General features: G+C 71.3%; 11 protein-coding genes. 5 read left to right on the top strand and 6 right to left on the bottom strand.

All coding sequences use genetic code 11. The annotated features are described in order from the left end of the window. Window positions 1-138 precede the first annotated feature (138 nt). The 3 genes from ACFU95_RS09305 to ACFU95_RS09295 form a co-directional block, all read right to left on the bottom strand. Window positions 139-570, bottom strand: a complete 432-nt coding sequence (locus ACFU95_RS09305) for a hypothetical protein (RefSeq protein ID WP_383824051.1) — start codon at window positions 568-570, stop codon at window positions 139-141. Window positions 571-692: 122 nt separating this feature from the next. Continuing rightward, window positions 693-1184 carry a hotdog fold thioesterase gene (locus tag ACFU95_RS09300; RefSeq protein ID WP_383824048.1) on the bottom strand — a complete coding sequence of 164 codons (492 nt, stop codon included), beginning with the start codon at window positions 1182-1184 and terminating at the stop codon, window positions 693-695. A gap of 69 nt (window positions 1185-1253) precedes the next feature. Then, window positions 1254-3557, bottom strand: coding sequence for an FdhF/YdeP family oxidoreductase (locus ACFU95_RS09295; RefSeq protein ID WP_383824045.1), 2304 nt, complete (start codon window positions 3555-3557; stop codon window positions 1254-1256). A gap of 181 nt (window positions 3558-3738) precedes the next feature. On the opposite strand from ACFU95_RS09295, the gene polA reads away from it, so the two are divergent. Next, on the top strand, window positions 3739-6465 hold the full coding sequence (gene polA, locus ACFU95_RS09290) for a DNA polymerase I (protein ID WP_383824042.1): 2727 nt from the start codon (window positions 3739-3741) through the stop codon (window positions 6463-6465). Between the two features lie 514 nt (window positions 6466-6979). Here polA and ACFU95_RS09285 read toward each other — a convergent pair. After that, entirely contained in the window at window positions 6980-7888 is a 909-nt protein-coding gene (locus tag ACFU95_RS09285) for a DUF4184 family protein (protein WP_383824039.1), read from the bottom strand. Window positions 7889-8231: 343 nt separating this feature from the next. Here ACFU95_RS09285 and ACFU95_RS09280 point away from each other — a divergent pair, with 343 nt between their 5' ends. From ACFU95_RS09280 to ACFU95_RS09270, 3 genes are all read left to right on the top strand, one after another. Beyond that, window positions 8232-9962 carry a lytic murein transglycosylase gene (locus ACFU95_RS09280; RefSeq protein WP_383824036.1) on the top strand — a complete coding sequence of 577 codons (1731 nt, stop codon included), beginning with the start codon at window positions 8232-8234 and terminating at the stop codon, window positions 9960-9962. 167 nt (window positions 9963-10129) lie between these two features. Beyond that, on the top strand, window positions 10130-10264 hold the full coding sequence (locus ACFU95_RS09275) for an SPW_0924 family protein (RefSeq protein WP_383824035.1): 135 nt from the start codon (window positions 10130-10132) through the stop codon (window positions 10262-10264). A gap of 25 nt (window positions 10265-10289) precedes the next feature. Beyond that, complete coding sequence (locus ACFU95_RS09270; protein ID WP_383824032.1) at window positions 10290-11282, top strand: DUF3068 domain-containing protein; 993 nt, start codon at window positions 10290-10292, stop codon at window positions 11280-11282. Here ACFU95_RS09270 and hrpB read toward each other — a convergent pair. Together hrpB and ACFU95_RS09260 are read right to left on the bottom strand one after the other, a co-directional pair. Continuing rightward, window positions 11272-13749 (bottom strand): ATP-dependent helicase HrpB, encoded by a 2478-nt coding sequence (gene hrpB / locus ACFU95_RS09265; RefSeq protein ID WP_383824029.1) that lies wholly within the window; start codon window positions 13747-13749, stop codon window positions 11272-11274. The two genes, ACFU95_RS09270 and hrpB, sit on opposite strands and share 11 nt — an antisense overlap. Before the next feature lie 4 nt (window positions 13750-13753). Then, the gene (locus tag ACFU95_RS09260) at window positions 13754-14596 is read right to left on the bottom strand and encodes a class I SAM-dependent methyltransferase (protein ID WP_383824347.1); all 843 of its coding nucleotides are present in this window, start codon (window positions 14594-14596) and stop codon (window positions 13754-13756) included. 403 nt (window positions 14597-14999) lie between these two features. On the opposite strand from ACFU95_RS09260, the gene rpsA reads away from it, so the two are divergent. Continuing rightward, a complete protein-coding gene (gene rpsA, locus ACFU95_RS09255) occupies window positions 15000-16499 on the top strand; it encodes a 30S ribosomal protein S1 (RefSeq protein WP_383824026.1) in 1500 nt (499 codons plus the stop codon). Window positions 16500-16677: the final 178 nt, after the last annotated feature.

The raw sequence follows: 16677 nt of genomic DNA, 5'->3' as shown, positions 1-16677 counted from the left end.
AGGGTGCTCACGGCGGGAGATCTCTGGGCCTGTATTGCAGTTGTATTACGCAGAGTTACTGCCGGGAAATGGACGTCCGGCACCCCTCGGTATTTTCGTGTATGGGGCACGAAAAAGCGGAATCCAGGATTTGGTCACTCAGCCCCATGGCCCTCCGGTCGGCTCGCCGTTTCGGTACCGCTCCTCGCACAGTTCGCGCGCCCGGCGGTCGATCAGCCGGTCGGCCGCCCGCGCGTCCGAGCGCTCGCGCTCCGCCCGGGCGGCGTCCACGACCTCGCGGAGGATCTCGTACTGCCCGTCGGACAGGCCCATCGACTGGTAGTCCCCGTAGGTGTCCTCGGTGAGCGTCCGGCGCGACCAGTACCCGATGATCCGCGTGCACAGCCGCGCGGGCGCGGTGGCCTCCGGAGAAGGGGATGGGGAGGGGGCAGGGGAGGGCGATTCGGCGCGGGCCCGGGGTCCGGTCGCGTCGCCCCTGGCGCCCGCGTGCCCGCATCCGGCCGCCAACCCGGCGGCCAGCAGCGCGAGTCCGAGCGCTCCCCCCTTCCCGAGGGCTCCTCCCGACGTCATGCCCCGACGTTATGCCGCCGGGCGCCCGGGTTCAACGGCGGGAGGGTGCGGGCGTTGTTCACAAGGAGCGTGCGTCGTAAGGGAGTTGTCGTGATGCCGACGCGCAGGGGCCGGCGTCGGTGTCAGCCCGCTGCCGTCCGGATGTGCTCGCCGTCGCCCGGGTTCACGTCCCGCAGCAGACAGGTCAGCCGCGCGCTGCACACCCGCCGCCCCGCCTCGTCACTGATCACGATCTCGTACGTCGCCGTCGAGCGGCCCTGGTGCAGGGGCGTGGCCACACCGGTGACGAGGCCGGCGCGCACGCCGCGGTGGTGCGTGCAGTTGAGATCGACGCCGACCGCGATCTTGGAGCTGCCCGCGTGCAGCATCGAACCCACCGACCCGAGCGTCTCGGCGAGCACCGCGGACGCGCCGCCGTGCAGCAGTCCGTACGGCTGGGTGTTCCCCTCCACCGGCATGGTCCCCACGACCCGCTCCGCGGACGCCTCCACGATCTCGACGCCCATGCGCGTCCCGAGGTGCCCGGCGGAGAACAGGGCCGGCAGGTCGACGCCGAGCGCGGCGTACTCGTCGATGACCCCTTGCGGGAACTTCACGTGCTGCTGCTCGCCCATCGGCCCGGCTCCGTTCGTCGTGATCAGTCGGTGTTGTGATCAGCGGTGTGACATCGACTGAGCAAACGCTCAGTCGGTGGCCGATTGTTCCAGACGTACGACGACGGACTTGCTGGCCGGGGTGTTGCTGGTGTCCGCGGTGGCGTCCAGCGGGACGAGGACGTTGGTCTCCGGGTAGTAGGCGGCCGCGCAGCCCGGCGCCGTCGGGTAGTGCGCGACCCGGAAGCCGGGCGCTCGCCGCTCGACGCCGTCCTTCCACTCGCTCACCAGGTCGACGTACGACCCGTCGGCGATGCCGAGGCGCCGCCCGTCCGCGGGGTTGATCATGACGACCCGGCGGCCGTTCCTGATCCCCCGGTAGCGGTCGTCGAGGCCGTAGATCGTGGTGTTGTACTGGTCGTGCGACCGCAGGGTCTGGAGCAGCAGCCGGCCCTCCGGCAGCCGCGGGTACTCGACGGGGGCCGCCGTGAAGTTGGCCTTGCCCGTCGCCGTCGGGAAACGGCGCTCGTCGCGCGGTGCGTGGGGGAGTGTGAAACCGCCGGGGTGGGCCACGCGCGCGTTGAAGTCCTCGAAGCCCGGGATCACCCGCGCGATGCGGTCGCGGATCGTCGCGTAGTCCTTCTCGAACTCCTCCCAGGGCGTGACGCTGTTCTCGCCCAGCACGCGGCGTGCCAGTCGGCACACGATCGCCGGTTCCGACAGCAGGTGCGCGCTCGCGGGCTCCAGACGGCCCCGGGAGGCGTGCACCATGCCCATGGAGTCCTCGACGGTCACGAACTGCTCACCGGCGCCCTGGAGGTCGCGCTCGGTGCGGCCGAGGGTGGGCAGGATCAGCGCGCGGGCCCCGGTGACCGCGTGGCTGCGGTTGAGCTTGGTCGACACGTGCACGGTGAGCCGGGCCCGCCGCATGGCCGCCTCGGTGACGTCCGTGTCGGGCGTGGCGGCCACGAAGTTGCCGCCCATCGCGAAGAAGACCTTCGCCCTGCCGTCGCGCAGCGCGTGGATGGCCCGGACGACGTCGTAGCCGTGCTCGCGCGGCGGGGCGAAGCCGAACTCCTTCTCCAGGGCGTCCAGGAAGGCCGGGGCGGGCCGCTCGAAGATGCCCATCGTGCGGTCGCCCTGCACGTTGGAGTGACCGCGCACCGGGCACACGCCCGCGCCCGGGCGGCCGATGTTGCCGCGCAGCAGCAGGAAGTTGACGACCTCGCGGATGGTCGGCACGGAGTGCTTGTGCTGGGTGAGGCCCATGGCCCAGCAGACGATGGTGCGCCGCGAGGCCAGGACCATATCCAGGGCCTGTTCGATGTCCGCGCGCGTGAGGCCGGTCGCCGTCAGGGTCTCGTCCCAGTCGGCGGCGCGGGCGGCCGCGGCGAACTCCTCGTAGCCGTGGGTGTGTTCGGCGATGAAATCCTCGTCGACCGCGCCCCGGCCCGCGCCGGAGGCGCTGTTGTGCGCGGCGAGGATCAGCTTGTTGAGGAGGCGGAAGAGGGCCTGGTCGCCGCCGATGCGGATCTGCAGGAACAGGTCGGTGAGCGCGGCGCCCTTGATCATGCCCTGCGGGGTCTGCGGGTTCTTGAACTTCTCCAGGCCGGCCTCGGGCAGCGGATTGACGCTGATGATCTTCGCGCCGCCGGCCTTGGCCTTCTCCAGCGCGGAGAGCATGCGGGGGTGGTTCGTGCCCGGGTTCTGGCCGGCGACGATGATCAGGTCGGCCTTGTGCAGGTCCTCCAGCAGGACGCTGCCCTTGCCGATGCCGATGGTCTCGGAGAGCGCCGACCCCGAGGACTCGTGGCACATGTTCGAGCAGTCCGGCAGGTTGTTGGTGCCGAGCTCGCGCGCGAAGAGCTGGTACAGGAACGCGGCCTCGTTGCTGGTGCGGCCGGAGGTGTAGAAGACGGACTCGTCGGGGGAGTCACAGGCGGCGATCTCCTCGCCGATGATGTCGAAGGCGCGCTCCCAGCTCACCGGCTCGTAGTGCGTGCCCCCTTCGGGGAGGAACATTGGGTGGGTGAGCCGACCCTGCTGACCCAGCCAGTACCCGCTGCGCGTCGCGAGGTCGGCGACGGGGTGCGCGGCGAAGAACTCCGGGGTGACCCGGCGCAGGGTGGCCTCCTCGGCCACCGCCTTCGCGCCGTTCTCACAGAACTCCGCCTTGTGCCGGTGCTCCGGCTCCGGCCAGGCGCATCCCGGGCAGTCGAAGCCGTTCTTCTGGTTGACGCTCAGCAGCGTCAGCATGGTCCGCTTCACGCCCATCTGCCGCTGGGCGACGCGCAGGGTGTGCCCGATGGCCGGCAGCCCCGCCGCCGCGTGCTGCGGCTCCGCGACCTGGGGCGCGTCCTGGACCGGATCACCCTTGGGCGGCTTGGTGGCCATCGCGCACTCTCCTTCGTGTACACGTGTGAGCTAGGTCTCCGATCCTCGCACGGGGGACCGACAACACGGGCGGGAGCCCCGGACCTTGTCCGGCCCTGCCCGCCCCCGTCCCGCGACCCCCTCCCCGAGGCCGTACCCCGGTGGGGACCGACTGTCAGTGGGGCGTGGCAGGATCGGGGGCGTGGCAGAGACAGCAGCGAAGCAGACCGACAACAACCCCGGCGGCGGCCGGCCGCGCCTGATGCTCATGGACGGGCACTCGCTGGCCTACCGTGCGTTCTTCGCGCTGCCCGCGGAGAACTTCACGACCGCGACGGGCCAGCCGACGAACGCGATCTACGGCTTCGCGTCGATGCTGGCCAACACGCTGCGCGACGAGGCGCCCACGCACTTCGCGGTGGCCTTCGACGTGTCCCGCAAGACCTGGCGCTCCGCGGAGTTCACCGAGTACAAGGCGAACCGCTCCAAGACCCCGGACGAGTTCAAGGGCCAGGTCGAGCTGATCGGCGAGCTGCTCGACGCCATGCGCGTCTCGCGGTTCGCGATCGACGGCTTCGAGGCCGACGACGTGATCGCCACGCTCGCCACCCAGGCCGAGGCCGCCGGCTTCGACGTGCTGATCGTCACCGGCGACCGGGACTCCTTCCAGTTGGTCAGTGAGCACACGACGGTGCTGTACCCGACCAAGGGCGTCTCCGAGCTGACCCGCTTCACCCCGGAGAAGGTCCTCGAGAAGTACGGACTGACGCCGGCCCAGTACCCCGACTTCGCGGCCCTGCGCGGCGACCCGTCCGACAACCTGCCGGGCATCCCGGGCGTCGGTGAGAAGACGGCCGCGAAGTGGATCAACCAGTTCGGCTCGTTCGCCGAGCTGGTCGAGCGCGTCGAGGAGGTCAAGGGCAAGGCGGGCCAGAACCTCCGCGACCACCTGGAGTCGGTCAAGCTCAACCGCCGGCTCACCGAGCTGGAGCGCAACGTCGAGCTGCCCAAGACCGTCACCGAGGTCGCGCGCGTGCCGTACGACCGCAAGGCCGTCGCGATGATCCTGGACACCCTGGAGATCCGGAACCCGTCCCTGCGCGAGCGGCTCTTCGGCGTCGACCCCGGAGCCGAGGAGGCCGAGACGACCCCGGTCGCCACCGAGGGCGTGGAGCTGGACGGCACGGTGCTCGGCACCGGCGAGCTGGCCCCCTGGCTGGCCGAGCGCGGCGGGGAGCTGCTCGGCGTGGCGACCGTCGACACCTGGGCGCTCGGCACCGGCTCGGTCGCCGAGGTCGCCCTCGCCGCGGCCGACGGTGCGGCCGGCTGGTTCGACCCGTCGCAGCTGGACGAGGCCGACGAGAAGGCGTTCGCGGCCTGGCTGGCCGACGCCGACCGGCCGAAGGTCTTCCACAACGCCAAGGGCGCGATGCGGGTCTTCGCCAAGCACGGCTGGAGCATCGCCGGCGTCCGCATGGACACCGCGCTCGCCGCCTACCTGGTCAAGCCGGGCCGCCGCTCCTTCGACCTGGACGCGCTGTCCCTGGAGTACCTCCACCGTGAGCTGGCGCCCGCCGCCGCGGCCGACGGCCAGCTGGCCTTCGGCGCGGACGACGGTGCCGAGGCCGAGGCGCTGATGATCCAGGCCCGCGCGGTCCTCGACCTGGGCGAGGCCTTCGAGAGCCGGCTGGAGGAGGTCGGCGCCGCGGACCTGCTCCGTGACATGGAGCTGCCGACGTCGGCCCTGCTGGCCCGGATGGAGCGGCACGGCATCGCGGCCGACCGGGCCCATCTGGAGGCCATGGAGCAGATGTTCGCGGGCGCGGTGCAGCAGGCCGTGAAGGAGGCGCACGCGGCCGCCGGGCACGAGTTCAACCTGGGCTCGCCCAAGCAGCTCCAGGAGGTCCTCTTCGGCGAACTCGCCCTGCCCAGGACGAAGAAGACGAAGACCGGGTACACCACGGACGCCGACGCCCTGGCCTGGCTCGCCACCCAGACCGACAACGAACTGCCGGTCATCATGCTCCGCCACCGCGAGCAGGCGAAGCTCCGCGTCACCGTCGAGGGCCTGATCAAGACGATCGCGGCGGACGGCCGTATCCACACGACCTTCAACCAGACGGTCGCGGCGACCGGCCGCCTCTCCTCGACCGACCCGAACCTGCAGAACATCCCGGTCCGCACCGACGAGGGCAGGGCGATCCGCCGGGGCTTCGTGGTCGGCGAGGGCTTCGAGTCCCTGATGACCGCGGACTACAGCCAGATCGAGCTGCGCGTGATGGCCCACCTGTCCGAGGACGAGGGCCTGATCGAGGCCTTCACCTCGGGTGAGGACCTGCACACCACGGCCGCCTCACAGGTGTTCGCCGTGGAACCCGCCGCGGTGGACGCGGAGATGCGCCGCAAGATCAAGGCGATGTCGTACGGCCTGGCCTACGGTCTGTCGGCCTTCGGCCTCTCCCAGCAGCTGAACATCGACGCGGGAGAAGCCCGCGCCCTGATGGACGCCTACTTCGAGCGCTTCGGCGGCGTCCGGGACTACCTGCGCCGCGCGGTCGACGAGGCCCGGGCGACGGGCTACACGGCGACGCTCTTCGGCCGCCGCCGCTACCTCCCCGACCTCAACAGCGACAACCGCCAGCGCCGCGAGGCGGCCGAGCGCATGGCTCTCAACGCCCCGATCCAGGGCACGGCGGCGGACATCGTCAAGATCGCCATGCTCAACGTGGACCGCGCCCTGCGCGAGGAGAACCTCACCTCCCGCATGCTCCTCCAGGTCCACGACGAAATCGTCCTGGAGATCGCCCCGGGCGAACGAGCGGCCGCAGAGGAACTGGTCCGCCGCGAGATGTCCGACGCCGTCCAGCTGAGCGTCCCGCTCGGCGTCTCGGTGGGGGCGGGCCCGGACTGGGAATCTGCGGCTCACTAGCCTCCCGGCGGCAGGGCCGCATCCGGACGCCGGGGTGGGCATCCACCCGCCCCGGCATCCGGCCGAGGGGCGCGGGGCGTGGGGAACCCCGTGACCAGCACAGACCCGCCCGCACTCCCGAACCCACCGTAACCGGTCACAACGCCAGAATCCGCCCCACCCCCGGAGGGACCCGTCACCCACGTGGCCCCCGCAGAAGCGCCCCCGCGGACCCGCGCCCGTAAGGATGCGGACATGGGTATACGCATGCTCCGCCGCCGGACGGTTCACTCCCCGGCGCAGGCGAACGCGAACCACGGCAAGGCCCCGCTCACAGCGCATCCGCCGGTCCCGGTCGTCGCCATCGACGCAAGCACCGCCCGCATCCCGGCCGACCTGATGAGCACCCCGCGCCAGACGGCGACCACCCTGCGCCGCCGCCTCGCCCACCGGACACCTGAGTGGGCCGAGCTCGCCCGCGGCTACCTGGCCCTCGCCCGCGCGCTGCTCTCCCGGCCCGATCCCGCAGGGGCCGTCACCGAGCCGCCGGACGACTCGGCTCCCGACCGGCCCCGTCCACATCCCCATCCGCATCCGCATCCGCATCCGCATCCGGATGGCCATCCGCACCCGCACTGCCAGGGGCCCGGACCGGACGCCACACCCTGACGCCCACGGCGTACAGCGGCAGCCCCAGGACGAGCCCCGCGCCCGCCCCGAAGCACAGGGTCGGAATCAGCTCCCAGTACTTCGCGGTGGACCCCCAGTAGGCCCACCAGCGCGCCGCCCGCTGCACCGCCGCCACCACGGCCAACCCGCCGATCACCGCTCCGGCCAGCCACCGGTCCCGTCCCGACAGGACCGGAACTCCGGCCGGCGCCACGGCGGGGGACCGCCGCAGCGCCACGGTCACGAACGCGGCGATGACGACCGCGGCGACCGCCGAGCCGCCGTACTGGAGGTACCAGTAGAGCGGCGACCCCGCGATCTCCTCGCCCAGGACGGGAAACAGCCGCATCCCCCAGCGGTCGAGATGCGTGAACGCGTCCCACACGACATGTGTCAGCGCGCCGAGCGCGGCCGACACGTACCAGCGCGCCGCCAGTGACGGCCCTACACGCGCGCGTGGCGACCCGCAGCGCAGCAGTGTGGCGAGCCGCCCCTGCCGTCGCACCGGCAGGAGCGCCACCAGGGGCTCGCGCAGCAGGAGCCACAGGCCCACCAGCGCCCAGGCGACCACCACGTCGACGGTGAACACCCCCGCGAGCGAGTGCGTGACCTCGCCGAACTCCATCGCCTCCGGCAGCACACTCGCCACGTAGTAGGTCATGTCGGGAGAGAAGGAACCCGCCACCAACACGGCCGGTATGAGCCCCTTTCGGCCGGTTCCGTCGGTGCGTACGGCGGGCAGTACGGCCGCCGCGTGGCTGAGCGTGAACGGCAACGGGGCTCCTTGCGCGGGAGGTTGACGGGCCGCACGGCCCGGGTGTCGGGAAAGTTCAGTATGCGGGACGGCGCCGGCCGGTCCGGGGAGCGGACCGCGATGGACCCCATGTGGCCAACCGGTAAAAATCGGGCACCAACGGGTGCCCCTGCAAAGGAAGTTGCCGTAGGGTCGCCTGGGTCGCCGCGCCGGGGGATGCGGTCGAACGCGTGAACGGAAGCGGAAATCGTGCCGCGAGGGCAACTGTCGCGGCGAGTCGATCGTCACAACAGGGGCGGGCTCGGCATGGCGAGCCCCGCAGACAGCGTCGGGCGCTCGGGCGTCCGCAGGAGGGGTTCATTACATGGCGGCGCAATTCGGCAGGCTGCGCAAGGGGGCGCTGAACACCACCGTGGCCGCGGTCGCGGTCGCGGCGCTGGCCGCGTCCCAGGCTCCGGGAGTGACCACCGACGACGCCGGCAGACGGATCGCCACCGGAACCCAGCCCGCACCGGACGCGGCCGCCGAGGACAGCGCGACCGGCAACTCGCCGTACTACACGGACCTGCCGCCGCTGAACAGCCCCAACCCCTCGCCGTCCGCCAGTACCCCCGTCACCCCGGGCACCGGCGAGGCGGGCATCCCCGCGACCGTCCTCGACGCCTACAAGAAGGCCGCGACCGCGCTCCAGCAGGCCAAGCCCGGCTGCAACCTGCCCTGGGAACTCCTCGCCGCCATCGGCAAGGTCGAGTCGGGCCAGGCCCGCGGCGGCCGCGTCGACGTGGACGGCAACACGCTCTCCCGGATCCTCGGCCCGCAGCTCAACGGCAACGGCTTCGCGAACATCGGTGACACCGACAACGGTGTCTACGACGGGGACAGCTCGTACGACCGTGCCGTAGGCCCGATGCAGTTCATCCCCTCCACCTGGGAATGGGCCGGCCGCGACGGCAACGGCGACGGCAAGAAGGACCCCAACAACGTCTACGACGCCGCCCTCGCCGCCGGCCACTACCTGTGCCGCTTCGGCTGGGACCTGTCCACCCAGGGCGACCTCGACCGCGCGATCCTCAGCTACAACAACTCGCAGGACTACCTGAACCTCGTCATGAGGTGGCTGGACTACTACCGCAAGGGCACTCACGAGATCCCGGACGGCACCGGCACCCTCCCGTCCGACCGCAGCGACGACTCGGCGGGCGCGAGCCCGACACCGACGGCGCCCAGCACCCCCGGCACGCCCAGCGCTCCCACCACACCGACGACGCCGAGCAGCCCCAAGCCGACTCCGCCGGGCCCCACCCCGCCCAGCACCACCCCGCCGAGCACGACTCCGCCCACCGCCACCGACACGGTGCACCACCTGGAGGACGCGGACACCGCGAAGCTCACCGCGATGGCGGGCGACACCTTCACCGAGAAGATCAGCACCCGCGCCGAGACCAAGACGGGCGAGGCCGTCGCCAAGGTCCGGATCCGTTTCACGATCACCGGGAAGACCGACGCCACCTTCAGTACCGGCGAGAAGTACGCCAGCGCCCTCACCGACAGCGCAGGCGAGGTCGTGGCGCCCGCGCTGAAGGCGGGCGAGGACACCGGCGAGTTCGTGGTCCGCGCCACCGTCGTCGGCCGTGCCATCACCGGGCTCGACTACACCGCCACCGTCACCGAACGCGCCGCCGACACCCTGACCCGCACCACCGACACCGCGCTGACCTGCACACCGGGCGGCGAGTTCGCCGACCAGGTCGAGGTGAAGGCGACGTACGACGGCGCCGTGGCGGACAAGGTGGCGGCCACCGCCACGCTCATCAAGTCGGTGCTCGACCCGACCGAGAACGACAAGGGCCCCTACTTCAAGGACGCCGACGGCAAGGCCGTCCGCACCCTGACCGGTCTGACGACGGACGAGAAGGGTCTGCTCAAGCTGCCGAAGCTGTACGCCGACGACACCAGTGGCACGTTCATGCTCCGCATCAACACCGCGGGCGGCGCGACGCTGAACGTCCAGCTGACGGTCGCGGCCGACACCTCGCCCGTTCCGGCCCCGTCGGAGTCGGCATCCGGGTCGGCGTCGGCGAGCCCGACCCCTTAAGGCCCCGCGGGATCCGGACGAGGGGCGCCCTTCCGCCACGGCGGGCAGGCGCCCCTCGTCCGTGTGCGCAACGTGTTCTCATCTCGCCCGCCCGTTGCTACCGTGCCAAACCTGACGATGTATCAGATGTATCGGACGTATCCGCTCCGGGATCCCGGGAGGCCCGCATGCGCGCCCTGATCGCCGCCGCGACCGGTCTCGCCCTCGCGCTCGCCCTGGTGTTCACCCTCACCGCGCTCGGCAGCCCGGCCGGCGGAACATCCCCCGAGCCGCTGCTGACGACGGTGCCCGCACACCCGTAACCGCCCCTCCGGGAGGGAGGCCGAGATGCGCCGCAAGGCCGGCCTGGTCCTGCTCGCCCTCGCCGTGTTCTTCACGGCGCTGTCCCCGCTGCTGCGCTGGTACGCCTTCCCGCGGCTGGCCAAGATCCCGGCGAACCAGTACCAGGACATGGTCCTGGAGGCGAAAGACGCGACCCTCCTCGACTACGGCACGATGAAGGCCCGCAAGGTTCCCAAGGTCACCATCGTGCAGACACTGAAGGGCAACGTCGAGGAGTCCGAGAAGATCGAGGAGACGGCCGGGCGCGACGTCGTCGTCTGGGACGGCCTGTCGTACGTCGTCGGCCCCGACGGCAAGATGGTCTCCAAGATCCCCGAGCGCTACGTCTTCGACGCCCACACCCAGGAACCCGTCCATGCCACCGGCGAGATGGTCGACGGCGACCCGGTGAAACGGGAGGGCATCGAGTTCAAGTGGCCCTTCCTGACGGAGAAACGGGACTACGAGTACTTCGACGCCCAGGCACGCGTCACCGCCCCCATCCACTACAAGGGGACGCAGAACTTCCGCGGCGTCGAGGTCTACTACTTCGAGCAGACCATCCCGTGGACCAAGGTGAAGTTCCCCAGGACCATGCCGGTGGAGGGCATCACCCCGGAGTCGGTCGCCGAGACCGGCACGACCCGCTGGTACACCACCGTCCGCAAGTTCTGGGTCGAACCCCTCACCGGGGCGCCCGTCTACGGTGAGGAGATCCACCAGGAGGAACTCCGCGGCGGCACCCTGCTCGGCGGCCGAGACAAGGTGACGGCGTTCGCCGGGCACGTGAAGATGCGCGAGGACTACATCGACTCCACGGTGGACCTGGTCAAGTCCAACCGCACCCTGGTCCTGCTGATGACGTCATACCTCCCGTGGGGCTTCCTGGCCCTCGGCCTGCTGCTCCTCGCGCTCTCCCTCTACCTGGAGGCACGGGGTCGCCGCCCCGGCGAGCCCAGGCCGACGAAGGACACCGAGCCGGAGCCGGTCAACGCCTGAGCCGGGCGTTGGTGTGCCGGGTCGGTTCGGCGGCGGCGGGGTCCTCGGGCCACGGATGCTTCGGATAGCGACCGCGCAGCTCCGCCCGTACGCCCTTGTAGCCGTCCTTCCAGAACGAGGCCAGGTCCGCGGTGACGGCGGCGGGGCGCCCGGCGGGGGAGAGCAGATGGACCAGCAGCGGCACCCCGGCGACGGACGGCGACTCGTGGAGGCCGAACATCTCCTGCAACTTCACGGCGAGGACGGGCTGTTCGGGGTTGCCGTAGTCGATCCGGATGCTGGACCCGCTCGGTACGGTCATGCGCTCGGGCGCCAACACGTCGAGCCGCCCCGCCTCACCGGAGGCCCACGGCATCAACCGGGCGAGTGCCTGCCCCGCGTCGATCCGGCCGAGGTCACTCCGCCGCCGGGCACGCCCCAGCTCGGGCTCCAGCCACTCGTCCACGCGCGCGTGGAGCGCGTCGTCGCCGACGTCGGGCCAGGGATCACCGAGGTGCAGACGCACAAAAGCGAGCCGCCGGCGCAGTACGTCGGCGTCGGGGGACCAGCGCAACAGGCCGAACCCCTCCTGCCGCAACCCTTCGAGCAGCGCGTTCCGTACGAGGCCGGGGTCGGCGTCGCGCAACGGCCGCACCGCGAGCTCGATCGCCCCCAGCCGCTCCACCTGCCGGGCGACGACGTCCCCGTCGGCCCAGTGGACCTCCTGGCTCTCGCGGTGCAGCGAGGCCGCCGCCGACCGGGCCATGTCCTCGTCCACCGCCGCGGCGAGCTGTACGCGCGCGTGCCCCTTGCCCACGGGGCGGTCCGCGACGGCCACGGCGATCCACCGAGCACCCCGCAGGGGGCTGCCGTCCGTGAGTTCGGCGCGGGTACCGGAGGCCATGAGGTAGGAGCCGCCGTCGGCCCTGGCGACGCGCTCGGGGAAGGCGAGGGCGGCGATCAGGCCCACGGTGCGGTCGTCCGCGTCACCCGCGGGCGCGCTCTGGCCGCTCGAACGCAGCCGCCGCACCTCCGCACGCCACCGCCCCGCATAGGCGTCACCACCCCGCCGAGCCGCCCGCAGCGCGGCGGCCAGGTCGTCGCCGTACTCCCGCGGAGCCTCCTCGCTCAGCAGCGCGACCACCTCGGCGCCCGCACCGGACGCGTCCAGCAGCGCCCGCCCCAACCGGGGATGCAACCCCAGCCGGGCCAAGGCGGTGCCTCGTGCCGTGGCCCGCCCGCGGGAGTCCACCGCGCCGATGGCCGTCAGTACGCTCCTCGCCGCCGCCATCGCCCCGCCCGGCGGCGGATCCAGCAACGCCAGCCCGGTCGCCTCCGGATCGCCCCAGCACGACACCTGCAACGCGAACGCCGTCAGGTCGGCCACCTTGATCTCCGGCGACGGGAAGCGGGGGAGCCGTGCGTCCTCGGCCTGCGCCCAGCAGCGGTACACCGCGCCCGGCGCCTCACGCCCGGCACGCCCCGCCCGCTGCCGCCCGGCCGCCTGCGAGGCCCGCACCGTCGTCAACGCGCTCAGCCCGCGCGCGTGGTCGACCCGCGGCTCCCGCGCCAGCCCGGAGTCGACGACCACCCGCACCCCGGGAACCGTCAGCGACGACTCCGCCACCGATGTCGCCAGGACCACCCGGCGCCGCTCCCCGCCGGCCAGCACCGCGTCCTGCACGGCCGCCGACGCCCGCCCGTGCACCTGGAGCACCTCGACGTCCCCGAGCTCCCTCAGCTGCCCGGCCACGCGCGCGATCTCGCCCACACCCGGCAGGAAACACAGCACGTCCCCGGCCCGCTCGGCCAGCGCCCGGCGCACCACCGACGCCACATGCGTCAGCAGCACGGGGTCGACGCGCATGCCGTGCGGGGGCCGCACGGGACGTGCCGGCGGCGACCAGACCACCTCCACGGGGTGCGAGACGCCCTCGGCCTCGACCACGGGCGCGCCGCCCAGCAGCCGCGCCCAGCCCGCCGCGTCCGTCGTCGCCGACGCGGCCACCAGCCGCAGCTCCGGCCGCAGCGTCTGCCGTACGTCCCACAGGAACGCCGCCACCGTGTCCGCGTCCAGATGCCGTTCATGGCACTCGTCGAGCACCACCACGTCCACGCCCGCCAGCTCCTGGTCGCGTTGCAGCCGCTGGAGCAGCACACCGGTCGTGACGACCTCCACACGCGCGCGTGGCCCGACGACCCGCTCCCCGCGCACGGTGTGGCCGACGCTCTCGCCGGCCTTCTCGCCCAGCAGCCACGCCATCCGCCGCGCGGCGGCCCGAGCGGCGATCCGCCGCGGCTCGGCGACGACGACCCGCCGCGCCGGTCCCCCGCCGAGCAGCCCTGCCAGGACCAGCGGCACCAGGGTCGTCTTGCCGGTGCCGGGCGGCGCGACGAGCACCGCGGTGCCGTGCGCGTCCAGGGCGTCGTTCAGGCCGGGCAGGGCGCCGCGTACGGGCAATGCGTCCAGGGCGTCGTGACGGATCACGTTCTCAGTCCCGTACGCACACGAAGATCGCCGTCCCCGGGATCAGGTTCCCGCGCAGCGGCGACCAGCCTCCCCACTCCGAGGAGTTCCAGGCCGGCCACTCCGGCTCGACCAGGTCCACCAGCCGCAGCCCCGCGGCCACCACGTCCCGCACCCGGTCGCCGACCGTCCGGTGATGCTCGACGTAGACCGCGCGGCCCTCCCCGTTCTCGATGTACTGCTCGACGTACGGGGTGCGGTCGAAGTACGAGGCGGAGACGGACAGGCCCTCCGGGCCGGGCTCGTCCGGGAACGCCCAGCGGATGGGGTGGGTGACGGAGAAGACGAAGCGCCCGCCCGGACGCAGCACCCGCCGCACCTCCCGCAGCACCCGCACCGGGTCGGCGACGAACGGCAGCGCCCCGTACGCCGAGCACGCCAGGTCGAAGGAGGCGTCGGCGAAGGGCAGAGCGCCCGCGTCGGCACACACCAGGGGGAACGTGCCCCCGATGCGCAGGGCGTGCTGGAGCTGCCGGTGGGAGATGTCCAGGGCGACCGGGCGGGCCCCCTGCGCGGTCAGCCAGCGCGAGCACTGGGCCGCGCCGGCACCGATCTCCAGGACGTCCTTGGCCTTGAGGTCCTCCGGCGGGCCGAGCAGCTCGGCCTCCACCTCGTCCAGGCCCTCGGGGCCCCATACGAAGCGGTCGTCGCCGAGGAAGGTGCCGTGCTCGATCTGGTACTCGTCCGCGTTGCGGTCCCACCAGCCACGGTTGGCGCGGGAACTCTCCGCGACACCGGCGTCGCGCCGGGTGGCCTCCGGATCGAGGGCGGCGTCGGGCGACACGTCGGGTGTTGCACCGGACGCGATCTCGGACGATACGGGCTCTTGGATGATCGGCTCCCTCGTCGTACTCTTCCGTCACCTGAATGGCGCGGACCCTCACGGTGGTGTCACGTGAGGGGTGTTCCTGGGCCTGCGTGGCCTCAGGAGACAGCTTTTGTGCCGGGTATGCGGCGATCCGCCCCGGGTGTGCGGCTTCGCGCATTGACCCTGTCCGGCTGCCCCCGTATGCTACAAGTTGCGCTGCGGGCCTGCGCACCTCAGACGTAGCAGGCTGCGCTCGCATCTGTTGTATGTCCCCTCGGTTTTCGAGGCGCCACCACGGATTTCGTGGGGCGCTTCCTTGGCTGTCCGGCTTCTTCAGAGCGATACGGGCTCCCGGCGTAGCAGTACCTACGACTTCAATGTCCGTACCGGAGCCCTTTCCCACATGACGAGCAGCACCGAGACCACCGCCACCACCCCGCAGGTAGCGGTCAACGACATCGGTAACGAGGAAGCCTTCCTCGCCGCGATCGACGAGACGATCAAGTACTTCAACGACGGCGACATCGTCGACGGCGTCATCGTGAAGGTCGACCGGGACGAGGTCCTGCTCGACATCGGTTACAAGACCGAAGGCGTTATCCCGAGCCGCGAGCTCTCGATCAAGCACGACGTCGACCCCAACGAGGTCGTCGCCGTCGGTGACGAGATCGAAGCCCTTGTTCTCCAGAAGGAGGACAAGGAAGGCCGTCTGATCCTCTCGAAGAAGCGCGCCCAGTACGAGCGTGCCTGGGGCACCATCGAGAAGATCAAGGAAGAGGACGGGATCGTCACCGGTACCGTCATCGAGGTCGTCAAGGGTGGTCTCATCCTCGACATCGGCCTCCGTGGCTTCCTCCCGGCCTCCCTGGTCGAGATGCGCCGCGTTCGCGACCTCCAGCCCTACGTGGGCAAGGAGCTCGAGGCCAAGATCATCGAGCTGGACAAGAACCGCAACAACGTGGTCCTGTCCCGCCGTGCCTGGCTGGAGCAGACCCAGTCCGAGGTCCGCCAGACGTTCCTCACCACCCTCCAGAAGGGTCAGGTCCGTTCCGGCGTCGTCTCCTCGATCGTCAACTTCGGTGCCTTCGTGGACCTGGGTGGCGTCGACGGTCTGGTCCACGTCTCCGAGCTCTCCTGGAAGCACATCGACCACCCGTCCGAGGTTGTCGAGGTCGGCCAGGAAGTCACCGTCGAGGTCCTCGACGTCGACATGGACCGCGAGCGTGTCTCCCTGTCGCTGAAGGCGACGCAGGAAGACCCGTGGCAGCAGTTCGCCCGCACGCACCAGATCGGTCAGGTCGTGCCCGGCAAGGTCACGAAGCTGGTTCCGTTCGGTGCGTTCGTCCGCGTGGACGAGGGCATCGAGGGTCTGGTCCACATCTCCGAGCTGGCCGAGCGCCACGTGGAGATCCCGGAGCAGGTCGTCCAGGTCAACGACGAGATCTTCGTCAAGGTCATCGACATCGACCTCGAGCGTCGTCGCATCAGCCTCTCGCTGAAGCAGGCCAACGAGGCCTTCGGTGCCGACCCGGCCACGGTCGAGTTCGACCCGACCCTGTACGGCATGGCCGCGTCGTACGACGACCAGGGCAACTACATCTACCCCGAGGGCTTCGACCCCGAGACCAACGACTGGCTCGAGGGCTTCGAGTCCCAGCGTGAGGTGTGGGAGAACCAGTACGCCGAGGCGCAGCAGCGCTTCGAGCAGCACCAGCAGCAGGTCATCAAGAGCCGCGAGGCCGACGCTGCCGCTGCCGCCGAGGGTGGCGACGCTGCGGGTGGCGCTGCTCCGGCCGCGGGTGGCGGTTCGTACTCCTCCGAGGGTGCGGACACCTCCGGTGCGCTGGCGTCCGACGAGGCGCTTGCCGCGCTGCGCGAGAAGCTGGCCGGCGGCCAGAGCTGAACGCCTGCCGCTGAGGCTTAGCCCTTGACTGAGGGGCCGTACCTTTCGAGGTGCGGCCCCTCAGTGTTTTGTGGGTTGTCTTCGGCTGACGGCGCGGCGTGGTGGGACCGTTCTCATGATCATGGGTCTCTCCTTCGGGAATGCCCGTGCCCGTAAGGGTGTTGTCACTTACGGACAC

This window comes from Streptomyces sp. NPDC057623 (assembly GCF_042800355.1).
Classification (GTDB): domain Bacteria; phylum Actinomycetota; class Actinomycetes; order Streptomycetales; family Streptomycetaceae; genus Streptomyces.
This window is presented reverse-complemented; position numbering and strand designations above follow the sequence as displayed.